This is a genomic window from Haloplanus rubicundus, assembly GCF_003342675.1.
GTDB classification, from domain to species: domain Archaea; phylum Halobacteriota; class Halobacteria; order Halobacteriales; family Haloferacaceae; genus Haloplanus; species Haloplanus rubicundus.
The window spans coordinates 30,593-43,304 of record NZ_CP031147.1 but is presented as its reverse complement, the minus strand read 5'-3'; the positions used below and the strand labels follow the sequence as shown (position 1 = coordinate 43,304).

Sequence of the window (12,712 nt, the reverse complement as noted above, 5' to 3'; positions counted from 1 at the left end):
TACTCGCGCTATCGTCGAAGTAGCTTCCGCTCGGGATGCCTCAAACCTATTCGAGCGCTACTCTGTCGATGCTGCTGGGAGCCGGAAAGCGAAAATCACCCTAGGGGCGATTCTTCACTCGATTCACGATCTTCCTCCGCAAGCAACTTCTCGCGAGCAGAGTTGACATTCGACCGAACAGCGTCCTCGGTGACGCCTCTGATGTCGGCCCACTGAGCGATGGTGTAGCGCTCGGCCTCTTCGACGACGGTCCAGTCGACCGCTTCGTGAAGCGAGCAATCGCCAGCCACCAGTTCGGCGATCCGTTCGAGGAAATCCTGCTCCTCCCAGGCGAGGGCGACATCTTCGAACCGGTGCTGGTCCCGATCGTAGACAGCGAACATCTGGACTGCGCCGTCGCGCTCTAGGTCGGCCCGAACGTGCGCCGGGAGTGCCTCCAACGCAGCCTCCGGAAGAGGATACGCAGGAACGTCGTGGAGTGAAGCGACATCGAAGGGGGTCAGGCCTCGGTGTGAGACATCGCCGAATTTCATCAAGTATCCTGTCTCCGAGGCGAGTTGCGTCCGCCCTTCGAGCAGGTTCTCAGTCAATTCTGGATAGTCGTCTCGGTCGACCGAGCCGGTCTTGAAGATCGTCACGAAATCACGGTCGCCGCCACTGGGTGGATGTGCTCCCATCAGTCGTCACCTTCTGGTATGTGATAGCAATTCGTCAGTATGGACTATGAGTCTGGCCCTACGATGAGTGGTCCTTTAGGGCAGATTCCCGAAGCGACGCAGCACGATCGGCAAGCATTTGGAGTATCCAACGTCGGCGTCGATGCTGGTTCTCGTGAGCAACATACGCCCGAACAGTCTCGATGTCGTGCATACAGGCGACGCCGGCGCGGATGAGTCGTAAGTGGTCAGTCTCGAGGAGCGTTTCCGGCGGGAGTTCCTCGAGAATTCCGCCGACATTCGTTCTGCTCACGTGTACCGCCCAAGCGACTCAATTGGCTCGCTCCGTTCGATTAACGTTACCCCACAGAAGCGAATTACTCGGATGCGTGGGGTAACGAAGCTCTCAGGAGCGCATCCTGCTCGCGAACCGATCTGTCGGGACGGGTGGCTGGGCTGCGATAATCGGTTAGAGAGATCCGTCTGGTTGGTGGAATGGGTCATCAGTTATCTGGAGGCCGCGTCTGGTGAGCCTCCTCGTCCCGTTGCCATCGATAAACCGCCAGCAAACAGAGATCAGTCGATCAATCCACAAGCATCACAGCGGCTCGGTGACGAACACGCCCGAGTCGTGAATGAAGGGCCCCTGAATACTCGCCGTTAGTGCGTCGGGCTGGCCTCCCTCGAATCGTCCCGTGATGCTGAACGAAATCGCCCACGGACCCAGCCCCGCCGGATTGTCCGGAGTCCGGCAGGAATCCACTTCGCGGGTCTCAGCGTACACCCGAGCATGGTGACCGTCGACAATCACGGTTTTGAGCCTGATGGTGTCGCACTCCCACTCAATGTGGCCCCGCCCATGGATCTCGAATCGAGAGCCTTCAATATCGACGGAGAGTTGATCGTCTAGTCGGAGCATACTGTCACGCTGGCGTTCCTCGCCCATCCGGACGGTTACCCCTGTTAACGCGAGCCCATCGACGGGATCGTCATAGGGGGCGTCGTTCGTCGAAGAACTGTCGACCGGCCCGTCGGTCTGAATTGCAGGCGTCGGCGCCTCAGCTGTGGACTGTTCGTCGGTATCCGCCGAACCCACCGATAACGTGTCAGATGGCGTCGTCGAGGTTGAACCCTCGTCAGGAGTGGTCGTCATTGAAATCTCTGCCGATGGCGGCTCGTTTCGACGATCCTCAGAACCGAGGATGTTCATACAGCCAGCGAGCCCGCTGACCCCGGCAGCTGCGACGGCACTCAGCACATGTCGGCGGCAAGGTCCGGATCGGGGCGACAGCCGACTTGACGGGGATGTCTCGGAAGGCGATCGTGTCGGTGTCTTCATCTCGAACTACCTTCCTGATGGGATGCTGACTGCGGGTCGAACGCATGCGTCGGCCCAGTAATCTGAATCGAAGTCCCCGGGACGATGGCGTGGCGCTCCGCGGTTCCGTGAGGAATTTCAAGGATCCATCGCGCTCGTCCGGAGTAGTGCGTGAGCTCGTCGTCGCGAACTCCGGGTTCGGAGGCTGCCGAGTGGACCGCCGTGACGGTTCCCGATCCGTCGATGAAGACGACATCGATTGGATAGTGCATCTCACGCATCACGATTGTCCGGTCGGCAGCTTCCTGGTCGTAGACAAACAGCAGACCGGTATCCTCGGCGAGTGTCTCGGTCCCGCTCAGGCCCTGATAGCGCTCGGGATCCGTGTCGGCCACCCAGACATCATACACCCACAGGATCTGCCCACGCTGGTTCTCAAAGAACACCCGGTGAGTTGGCGGATTATCGTCGATCACCGGCGACTTGAGTTCCGTTGAGGAAGCTCCAACTCCCAACAGGAAGACGGCACCGGCGACAGCGAAGACCGTCACACCAATCACCAACGCCGAGACGACCGTCGCTCGGCGTTCGAATATTGGGATGGGAGCCTCGGCTGTCTTCTCGCAATCAGGCGAGTCGACAGTCGGCTCAGCGTGGGTTGGGTTGTACATCGCCCTGTGAGACCGATAATCAGTCGTTCAGGAGCATGAACATTCAGAGTGTGCGCACTGCGCACAGTCCTAACTACTGGCTCAGAGATCCGGGATATTCTGCTCGGAGAACGGTGGTTAACGGTGGCTCGGCGACTGTTGAGACGGATTTTTCGTCCCTCGCGGGAGGCTGTCTCGAACGTCCCTGGGTCGACCCGTCCCCTCAACAGCCAAAATTCGAACTCTCATAGAACCGACTCGCTAGGAGATTTCCCGATTGGCCACAAGGACGGCCGTCGTCGTGCCTACTCCTCGGGTATCGTGACTCGAAGGTTCCCGGCAACCTCGTACAGCCACCCTGAGTTCAGAAGCTGGTCAATCGCATAGTCCGCATCATCCGGATTGTCCGGGAAATCCTCGTGGGAAACTAACTCATCGCGAGCGCGATTGCGGGGAATCCCCTCGTCGTGATCGCCTTCGGTGATCTCCGTCGAGAGGATGTCGTATCCCCGCTCGATCCAGTCGGGTAACGACCGCGGTTCATCTGAAAACATGACTCCTCACGCTCGAATCACTCGTGGCCTCAATTCGTTCTCTACTCATGTTAAATAATCGCAGACTGTCTGACGTGTGGCTGACGAACGCCTCCAATGAGCTGTGTTCGGCTAGAGCGGTCCAGAGGGTATGAGTTACCCCACGAATTCAGAATTGCATCCTGCACCGTGGGGTAATTACGACATTCCATCGATCGATGACACCGAGATTCCTGTACCGGCCACTATCCTTCGACACTCCCATCAGGTGGGTGCCTGAGCACGACCCTATCCGGACCAACTTCGAGAACATCCCCGTCAGGGAAGCGGTACCGTGTGGTCCGCACTTCGAACCCAACTAACTCCTCGTACAGGAACTGGTCACGTTCCTCGACGGTCATCGCGGCAGCTTCGCGGACAACCGCCCGGACGTAATCAGCAATAATTGGCGGGACAACGACCTCGACTTCACTCTCGATGACGTGCTCGTCCCGGATTTCGGGGCCACGTTCGAGCAGGGCGTAGTGGTCAGCGAGGCTGGATTGCATGTCCGATAGATCGGACTGGATCGCGTCGAGATCGACGTCGCCGTCGTTTGGAGACTCCTCACCAGATGGAGACATGTGATCTCTTGACGGGGAGACCGATTAATAACTCCGCTCGCGACGAAAAATTCTCTGGTCCGAGTCTGGCCGGGTCCCGAGAGTTTGAATTTTAACTGTCGCTGAGTTACCCCACAGAGACGAACAGGATCAGTTTGTGGGGTAACCTCGTGGCGATCTACGTGCGCAGATCCTCTCGCTGGAGACTCATCGGTGAAGTTCCGAGTTGGTCCGAGGCGTGTGACGGCTGGCGATGGCCGGACTCACGAACCGTCGCGCCCGATGCGGGATGTCCAGTCCCCGAGTGACCGGCAGGAAAATCGAGTCGACGCCGCCGGCAATGATAGACGCCAGCAGCTCGTGTTTACACAGTACCCGCCAGGGCCGATCGTGTTTATACGGACACGAGCAGACCAGCCCGTCCGACCAGGGCAATAGCGGATATCGGCTTCCGCTGGCGTACTCACCGACCAGCAGCGGAGCCGGGAGGTCGATTCCGAAGTCGCTCGGCGACGGTGCACACTCGACGGCGCTCGAGGAGAGATCGCGTTCGTGAACAACGAATCGACCGGGGATCTCGTGTTCTCGTGCGACCGTCCGGATGTCAGCCCCGTCGTCGACGACGACCATTCCGACGAATGCGTTGTGCTCAGTAAGTTCGTCGATGTCGGCGCTACGCCCGACCGACGGCGGTAGGAGCGAGCCGTATGAGGAACGTTTGAGGACGTGATAGAGGTTCATCCATGGGATGACCGTCGAGTACCAGCGTTCGCGACGTGCTCGTTCTTCCTCGAGGGCGGCAGACGGATCATCAGTTTCCCGGCACATCTGTAACCGGTGAGCGAGAAATGCGGGGACGTCGTCCAACTCTGCTGACGGGTCTGCCTCGACACGGTTGTAGTACCGTCGTTCCTCGGCGAGAGTTCGCCGACATGATTCCTCGGCGTACAGCAAGCCGAATGGCTTCGATTGGCCAGCCTCCCGCCACGGGTCAGCCTCGCTGGAGTCGGCCGTCCACGGGTTGTGCTGGTCGAGGAGCTGTGAGCGATGAACTGGACCCGCGGTCATGAAATCGAGTCGGATGCGATGTTCGATCGGTTCGATGGTCGGCGGCTCGTCGTCGACGTCGTAGCGGTGCTGCTGATCGGTCTTCGCGAGCGCTCCTGGCGGGAGCGAGAGCGGCGGAAGGCTCCCCTTGCTGGATTGAATTCGTCGTGTCGTCATGGCCTCACTCCCCTGTGGTTGATAAACCAGTACGAGGCCGTACCGGGTGGCTCGGTCAGACGGCGCTCTTGAAATTCTCAACATCTGACAAGTTTGGGCGGTCCTGCTGAATACAGGGCGCGAATCTGCTATCGGTTGGTCGTCATCACTTTTTGGGATGAGCGGTTGATATTGTCACTAGCCCCACTGTATGACTAAGTAGACGGGTCCCTGGAATTCAACTATCTATGACTCCCTCAAGCGAGCTTAGTGTAGGGAACACGAATCTAACATGCCCCCAGTGCGAAGATCGAATAGACACGCTTCATCTCCAACCGACAGGCGAGAGCATCAATCCTGACACGTATCTTGTCTGCCCTTATTGCGAGACATGGTTTTTTCCGGAGAATGGTCTGCTCTACACGCTTTACAAATTGGACGGAAACGCCTACTTCGGCTTCCCGTTTGCTCTCGGCGGTAGCAAGATGCGAAATCTTACCACTGTGACGGTCGGCGAGACACGCCGTCATATCGTCAACGACCTCTTCTCCGGAGACGAATTCGAAACTGTCCAGCTTCTCGGTGCCGAGCGTAAAGATGCAAGCGGCGACAATCGACTCCCAATAGAGCGGCTCGACGACTCTTACACGCGCGCTTCTCTGGGTGAATCCGTCCTTGTTGCTCTCCATCCCATCGGGCCACAAGAGATAGTCGTGACCGCCAATCTTCAAGAGAAAGCTGATTCGGTGGTTGAGACGGGCGACGAACTGGAAGTGGTGTACGATGCGAAGCTCTCGCGGGCGAATGGGACGAACCCCGCGTGGGTTGATCTCCTTCGTGAGGCGGAGCAGGCAATTCTTCGCGGGAATCTCATCTCAGCTGTACCCCCACTTACCTCCGCTGTAGATGGTGGTCTCTTCCGGTTGATTTCTCTTTACTATGTGTTGAACGGCTGTGATCAAGGTGAGGCGGGAAACCGAATTAGAGAGAAGTTCGGAGACAAATACGGCAACGTCTACTCCAAGGATCTCGCAAAGGACGCCCTGAACGAGATTACGGGTTCATCTCTCACCGATGCTCACGGCCCGTACGGCACGTTGTGGCACGAGTTCCACGGTGAACACGGCAATCGAGGGTTCAGAAACGCAGTTATTCATCCCGGTGATGAATCACTGGAGGAGATCGACCGGGAGTCCGTTATCGAGTGGTTCAATATCTCCGTTTCTCTCATCATCGGCGGTTTTGAATTGCTTTGGGAATTGGACTCCGATAATTGAATGCTCCGAGGTACCCGAATACCCGTCTCACTCCGTAGTTGACGAACGAATGCCACCCCTGTTGTTGATTATATCCTCTACATTCAGCGCGCCGCTTGTTTTCAATTTGCGGTGATTTTCAACAGAGCCATGCTGACTGTTCTCTCACCAATTCAGAGCGGACGAGTCACAGTCCGGTCAGAAGACTCGCGAACTGGTCGAGACGATCGTCGATGGCGTCGACGTCGTAGACCGCCGCCTGTCGTTCATAGTACGGCGCCAGCGCCGATGCATCAGGAGCTAACGTCCCAGGGTCACAGTCGGTCGCGATGGTCAACGAGCACACCGGAGCGTACGATGCCTGGAGCTCGCGCGTGACCGCCTCGATGTCGCTGGGGCGGTCGTCGGTGACGGTGATGATCAGTGGGTCGTCACGCTGTGTCTCGACAACCGTCCGGGCGAGCCCGATTGCCTCGGCTAGCGGTGTCCCACCACCGCAGTCAGTATCGAGCAGCGTCGTCTGGACGTGACGCGACTCGACGGCGAACGGCTTCGCAAGGCGAGCCTGACCGTCGATGAAATCAATGATGGCAACACGAATCCCCAGTTTCTCGGCAGCGACGGCGAGTCGGGCGACCGCCTGTGTTGCAACTTCGATTTTCGGGGGGCTACCGTTGCGCATCGACCCCGACCGATCTAGCACGAGCACGAGGGCGTAGCGTTTCTCGCGGCCAGGCGTCGGAGTTTCACAGACCCGTGGATCGCCGATGGCGAGCCGATGACCGGCGCGGGTATCGTACTGACCAGCGGTCAGTCCGCTCCGGGTTCCCCGCTGCCGTTCGAGCGCGAGCTCCTTTTCGAGGACCTTCGCGACGCGGGCGGCGCCGTCCTCGACCGCACTCCATTGCCCCGGTGGGGCGAGGTCGTCGCTGACCGGGACGAACACGACGTCGTCGAGACGCTCCGGTCCGGCACCGTTTCCACCTGCACCCGTCTCGGTCGATGACTCGGCCCCGTCCTCCCGGTGATCCTCGTCGCCTTGGTGGTGCCGATCGAAGACATCACCGAGGTCGCGAAGCTCTCGCTTGACAGCCTCCCGGTCGACCTGCTCTCGGGCCGCCTCTTGTGTGGCGACCTCACGGTCGTGTTTGAGCGCCTGTCCGTACTCTGTCGGCGACGGTGCGGCCCGCTCGACGCGCTCGTGAGCTGGCCCCGGCACCGGTTCGTCCGTTGCTGCGGTCTCGACATCTCCATCGCGATGCTCTATCTGATCATCCTCGCCAGACGGGATTGGATCGTTCGAGGGGCCGCTCAGGTTGTTAGTCCCCGCAGATTCGGTGGCTCTCGCTCCGGCGTCGAACGCATCGAGTGGTGTCTGGACCGACTGGTCGTCGGGAGTGGCTCGTTCATTTATTGTAGCTGATGGGGACGATGGATCAGTCCTGTCTCCCGAATCGCCCCGATTTTCGCGAGCACGCTTGACAGCCGCCTCGAGTGCGTGGGATCTCGACGGGTGCTCCGCTGGCTCCTCGCTGCTCTCGATGGATGAGTCTGCTCGCGACGCTGAATCGCCGTCCGCTATCGACGGCTCTTGGTCACGTTTCTGATCGTCCTCCTTCTGGTGGACTGGAGTCGATGCGGTGTTACCAGTGGAATCCTCGGTATCCGGGCCGGGAGAGCTGACCGTGCCGTCCGTATCATCTATGCCGGGATCCGGCGTCACCGCGGGATGGTCGAACACGTCCTGATACGGGTCCGCCGTTGCCTCGCGATCGACCGAGACCCCAGTTGCCTCGGGAGTACTCGCAGGTCCCTCCTCCTGCGACAAGTGGTCGTGCCCATCAGTTCCCGGGTCAGCGCCACAATGGCTCTGCGAGTCGCCTGTTGGCTCGACGGCGCTCGCGACGACCGGCTGGAGCGTCGACGTCCAGGTGTCGATGACGCGGCGGGCCCGCTCGACCGAGGCGGTCTTGTCGTGCCTGTGGGTCGCGTCGTCGAGGTCGACACCTCGAATAGCGAGGGCATCGACGGCGAGCTGAGTCACCGCATCTCGTACCGACCGAAAGGCGATCTCGTCGGCTTCGGAGACGAACCCGATGCGGTCGTCGTCCCCGTCGAGCAGGACCTCGGTGATGCCGGTCGGGTACACCGCGGCGTCGTACAGAGCGGTGGTCACCGCGTCCCAGAACGAGAGCCGTGCCTGCTGCCCATCTCCGAGGTCGTCGGGAGTCTGCGAGTGGATTCGGCGGGTGAGTTCGAGCCGGATCTCGGCCGTGTCGCTGAAGTTCGCGCCATGGATGGCCTCATACTCGATTGCGCCGTCCTCGACGATGTTGATCAACTCGTGGACGTGCTGATGGTATTCCGGGTCGACTTCGGCATCGAGCAGCGCGGCGATTGAGGCGATCGCGGTCTTGAGGATGTGGAGGAGTTCGTGGAAGGCGAGCCCGAACTGGTGGGCGTGGTCGGCGGTGAGCTGATCGTTCAGCGGCACCCGCTCCAGCGGGGCTGGCGCGGTCGTGACGAGTACGAGAAACGCTGCGTCGATGCCCTCGAGCAACTGAGCGGCCTGTTGTCGTTCGAGGTCGGTTGCCTCACTGCTGACCAGCGCGTCGATGTCGGCAGGCAGAACCGCCGCCGTCTGTACCGCAGGGGTGAGGACGACTTCGATGTCAACGCCGGTCGGGAGATGGCCTTGCAGGAACGCCCGGAGCCGGTCGCGTCGACCGGCTGACGCCCGCACCCGGGCGTGGACGTCGGGAGTGAACGTCTCGACGGAGGCGTTCGAAGTGATCGAGGAATTGGTATCGGACATGATGAGGAACGAGAGGTGTCGGACCTCTCTGTTCCCTTGGGTGAGCTAAATCCCGTGGGTGTAGTTACCCCACTGTCCGGAATATTATACTGGCGTGGGGTAACTGCCCACGACCAGCCCCGAACCAATTTCAACGCCTGCTTCAGGCTGGTTCACCGAACGCGGGTGCGCTTAGATTCAATTCGGACTCGCAATGCTATGCTGTTTACTAGCAGTCCACATCAAGTTCGCTCGCGTCAACAGGCTCCTCTATGCTGATGTCGTCGGGCGTGATGGCGGCCTCGTTTGAACGCCGACGGGACACGTCGAGTTCAGCGAAGTACTCATGATTCAGGTGATAGCACACGAGTGCCTCGTGGACGGCTGCCTCAGGTAGCTCGAATCGATCGGCGATAGTCGCCGGCATGAGCTTACGTTTGTGGACCAGCGCCCCGATATCCCGGACGGTGATCCGGCGACTGCGGATATGCGGCGTGGACTCGATCTCTTGAGCGAGATATTCGCTCTGGGAGAGGTCGTACTCCCTGCCCATAGGAAGATAATCAGTCGCCAGTCTCTTTAATATGCTCTGGCAGTCGGTTGAGACAGACCTCAAGAAAGCTCACCGGGGCTTCTACCTCGATGTGTGCCGGCTCCCGGTGCGGAGTCGTCTCGTCGCCCGTCTCGCGCTGGAAGTGCGTCGTTCCGAGGTCGGGATGGTCGCGGTCCTTGTGCCAGCCCAGACTGATGGCGTCGTCGATCCACTGGACCCGCTGGAGGTCCGTCTCTTCACGTGGACGCCAGACGACTTCGAGCCGCCCCGTGTCTCGCGGGAACGGCTCTTCAAGGAACATCTCGATGTCGACATCGATGACGACAGCCGTTGGCTTGATCGCGGATGGTTCATACCGGATGTTCGACGCCCCAGGGACGTTCTCCAATCGCTCCTTGAGTCGACGAAGTCCCTGTCGTCGGGTGTATCCACTGCCGCCTGCGAGAAAGAGGACCATCCGGAGTCAGCCTTCCTGGGGTTGGCTGTCCGGGGTGAATCCTGAGTCCGTCCCCGCGCCGAGTTCGGTGAGTGAGTCCTTGAGCCCGATGGCCAGCCGGATCGCCTCGCGCATCTCGACATCGTACTCCCACTCTTCGACGACGTCGAGGCGCTCGCGGCGCTGTTCGGCCGAGAGGTCGTCGTCGCCGACTGACTGGCGGAGTTCGGCAAGCGACTCCACGTCGAACTCGTGCTTCCAGCGGTCGATCTCGTCGGCGATGTCTCGGAGTTCCGCGGTGAGTTCCTCCTGCGAGTGTGTTTCTGCGAGGTCGCGGACCTCGTCGAGGAACTGGGTAACGGGATCTGGTTTGTAGCACGTCCCCTCGGCAGTCTCGACGACTTCGAGATCGCCCTGCTCGGCCATCCGCGAGAGGTACTTCACGGCCGTATCGCGGGAGACGTCGGCTTCAGTCGCGATCCACCCGGCATTCCGTGGCGTTGTCCGGGTGAACGCAACGTGCCGGACGCGCTCGCCGGCGTCCATCCCCGCTGGCCAGGCAGGCTGTTTCTCACTCATGAACCGTCTTTCTCGATCTGTGCACTAATAGTTTGGCACCCAAACTGAATATATCGCATTCACCAGTCAGCAACGACAGAACTGAGCGATCGCGGGGTTCACAGATAATCATCAAGCGTCTCGTAGGTGTCTCCAGGATACTAATTCGGTTCCGCAACTGCCCACACCTCGTTTTTCACCGCGGCCTTCGGCGCGGCGCCGTCCTCGATGTGCTCACAGACGATCACGAGGTTCCGTGTCGACAGCGTCGGCCAGTTCTCGTTCTGGCGAGTCTGGTGGGCGAACTGAACGACCTTCCGGAGCGTCCCACGGTCAACGACGCGGGAGCCACCGTTGACCTGCGCGTCAAGCGTGTCGAGTTCGACTTCGATGTCCTGGATATAGGTCTGTTCGAGCGCGCGGAACCGCCCACGGGTAGCGGAGTTCATCGGTTCGGAGTCGCGGTACTCCCGGGTGGGCGGATTCATCGTGATCACGATCCGCGCCGATGGGTGCGGCTCGACCAGTTCCCCGTGGGCCTTCACCAGTAACTTCCCCTCGTTGAGCAGGCGATGGAGCGCCATCGCAGCACCGGCTCGCATCACCGGGAACTCGTTGAGCACCAACACGGACCCGTTCAGGAGTGCCTGCTTGGCGGGCCCGGTCCGTGGGACGATCAGGCCGTCCTCGGTGGGCGTCAGCGGCCCAAACAGGTCCTCCGTGTGGGTCGCCTCGTCACAATCGATCGAGACATAGCCGCGGTTTGTCTCGTGGCAGAGGTACTTGATCAGGTAGTTCTTTCCCGAGCCGCGCGGCCCGACGAGGCGGACGGGAACCAGCCCTCGTGCGAGTTTCTTCGCGAGCAGTTCGTCAAGAGGAAGCTGGAGTCGCGGTTCGACCGGGACCGCCGGCGGGACGACGTGCCCGGTGTCGTCGACGGGGAGCGCGTCGTCGCCGGCGTCGGGGTGCGTCGCGGCCTTTGGCACGTCGGGGTAATCCGGGTCGTCGAGAACGTGCAGGCCGGTCGCCACGGGGTCGTCGGCGTTGCGACCGACGGCACTGACGTACTGCGCCTCGAGGGAGTCGGGATCGAGTCCCGCAGTTCGGTAGACCGGTTCGCCCACGGCGATGTCGGTGGTCGCGAGGTCGACAACCCGGGCCACACCACGGTCCGTCTCGGCGTCGAGCCGACGCGCGTATCGCCGGGCGGCGGCAGTCGCAAGGCGAGTCCCGACGGGGACGTGCTGGGGTGCCTCCTGGAGGATGGCCGCTGCGCGGCTCTGGGTGAGCGTCCCGGTCAGCCCGGTGAGGTCGTCAGCGCCGGCATCAGCAAGGGAACTGAACGTCTCGTAGCCCGCGTCACGCACCGCCTGGTCGATGCTCTCGGTGACGACGCTGATGACGGTGAAATCAGGCGTGTCCGCCGCAGCCCCGAAGGCCGCGACGATAATATCAGGTTCGGGTCCCTGCGGGCTAACCCCGGTGATCGTCGTCGTTCCACCCGCACCTCGCTCCAGCGTGTAGATTCCGGCGTCGGCACCCTCGTCGATGAGGTCAGCAGCGGCCTGCTCGCCGATGTCGACGTAGTCGCTCACCCGGAGGGTGACTCGTTCGAGGGGGATTTGGCCGCCTTCGCGCTGGAGGAGTCGCTGTACGAGGTGGCTCAAGACGGCCTGTTCGTCGGGCTGGCTGTCCGCGTCGTCGGGAGTAGTGGATGACATGGTACGGGTGCGTTCTGGAGAGTCTGAGTTGAGACGCACTGACCGCCGTCCTCAGAGCCTCCGTCGCTCGATTGTACGCGAGAAATCGGCGTGCGTCACGCCCGGAACACTCTCGAAGACACTTGGCTGAATTCCTTATTTTCTGATAGAATTGGTCTACTGAATATAGAGGATGTCTGCAGCAATCGTCGGGAGGACCTTTTTAGGGTTCGCTGTATGACTCGTTTCGAGTCAGATGAACAATTGAGGCTCGTCACGTGGCACGTCAAGCGGGCCTCAGTTAGTCGATTCGCGGATCAACTGACTGCTCTCAGAGAACGGACCCCGGACATCGTTGCGTTGCAGGAAGTTGGTTTGAAGGTAAGTCACCGGCCGCGGCAATTGCTATGCCAGCACGGGTTCGAATGTACCGCTTATAGTCACGACTTTAGA

The 12,712-nt window shown here is 60.6% G+C and carries 12 protein-coding genes; 1 reads left to right on the top strand and 11 read right to left on the bottom strand.

Features of this window, described 5'->3' with window-relative positions:
• Positions 1 to 95: 95 nt before the first annotated feature.
• The 6 genes from DU484_RS00160 to DU484_RS00135 form a co-directional block, all read right to left on the bottom strand.
• Entirely contained in the window at positions 96 to 677 is a 582-nt protein-coding gene (locus DU484_RS00160) for a hypothetical protein (protein WP_187347680.1), read from the bottom strand.
• A gap of 577 nt (positions 678 to 1,254) precedes the next feature.
• Positions 1,255 to 1,866: a hypothetical protein gene (locus DU484_RS00155; protein WP_157969433.1), complete on the bottom strand. Its 612-nt coding sequence runs from the start codon at positions 1,864 to 1,866 to the stop codon at positions 1,255 to 1,257.
• A 125-nt stretch (positions 1,867 to 1,991) separates the two neighbouring features.
• Entirely contained in the window at positions 1,992 to 2,645 is a 654-nt protein-coding gene (locus DU484_RS00150) for a DUF192 domain-containing protein (RefSeq protein ID WP_114604712.1), read from the bottom strand.
• Between the two features lie 284 nt (positions 2,646 to 2,929).
• Positions 2,930 to 3,178, bottom strand: coding sequence for a hypothetical protein (locus tag DU484_RS00145; RefSeq protein ID WP_114604711.1), 249 nt, complete (start codon positions 3,176 to 3,178; stop codon positions 2,930 to 2,932).
• Positions 3,179 to 3,402: 224 nt separating this feature from the next.
• Positions 3,403 to 3,780, bottom strand: coding sequence for a hypothetical protein (locus DU484_RS00140; protein ID WP_114604710.1), 378 nt, complete (start codon positions 3,778 to 3,780; stop codon positions 3,403 to 3,405).
• Between the two features lie 186 nt (positions 3,781 to 3,966).
• A complete protein-coding gene (locus DU484_RS00135) occupies positions 3,967 to 4,983 on the bottom strand; it encodes a hypothetical protein (protein WP_114604709.1) in 1,017 nt (338 codons plus the stop codon).
• A gap of 227 nt (positions 4,984 to 5,210) precedes the next feature.
• Between DU484_RS00135 and DU484_RS19245 the strand changes: the two genes are divergently transcribed.
• Positions 5,211 to 6,239, top strand: coding sequence for a hypothetical protein (locus DU484_RS19245; protein ID WP_157969432.1), 1,029 nt, complete (start codon positions 5,211 to 5,213; stop codon positions 6,237 to 6,239).
• Positions 6,240 to 6,405: 166 nt separating this feature from the next.
• Here DU484_RS19245 and DU484_RS00120 read toward each other — a convergent pair whose 3' ends face one another.
• From DU484_RS00120 to DU484_RS00100, 5 genes are all read right to left on the bottom strand, one after another.
• Entirely contained in the window at positions 6,406 to 9,033 is a 2,628-nt protein-coding gene (locus DU484_RS00120) for a vWA domain-containing protein (RefSeq protein ID WP_114604706.1), read from the bottom strand.
• 208 nt (positions 9,034 to 9,241) lie between these two features.
• Positions 9,242 to 9,565, bottom strand: a complete 324-nt coding sequence (locus tag DU484_RS00115; protein WP_262342760.1) for a DUF433 domain-containing protein — start codon at positions 9,563 to 9,565, stop codon at positions 9,242 to 9,244.
• Between the two features lie 10 nt (positions 9,566 to 9,575).
• Positions 9,576 to 10,022 (bottom strand): hypothetical protein, encoded by a 447-nt coding sequence (locus DU484_RS00110; RefSeq protein WP_262342759.1) that lies wholly within the window; start codon positions 10,020 to 10,022, stop codon positions 9,576 to 9,578.
• Between the two features lie 6 nt (positions 10,023 to 10,028).
• Positions 10,029 to 10,580 carry a DUF7342 family protein gene (locus DU484_RS00105; RefSeq protein WP_262342758.1) on the bottom strand — a complete coding sequence of 184 codons (552 nt, stop codon included), beginning with the start codon at positions 10,578 to 10,580 and terminating at the stop codon, positions 10,029 to 10,031.
• A 140-nt stretch (positions 10,581 to 10,720) separates the two neighbouring features.
• Positions 10,721 to 12,280, bottom strand: a complete 1,560-nt coding sequence (locus tag DU484_RS00100; RefSeq protein ID WP_114604704.1) for an AAA family ATPase — start codon at positions 12,278 to 12,280, stop codon at positions 10,721 to 10,723.
• Between the last annotated feature and the right edge of the window lie 432 nt (positions 12,281 to 12,712).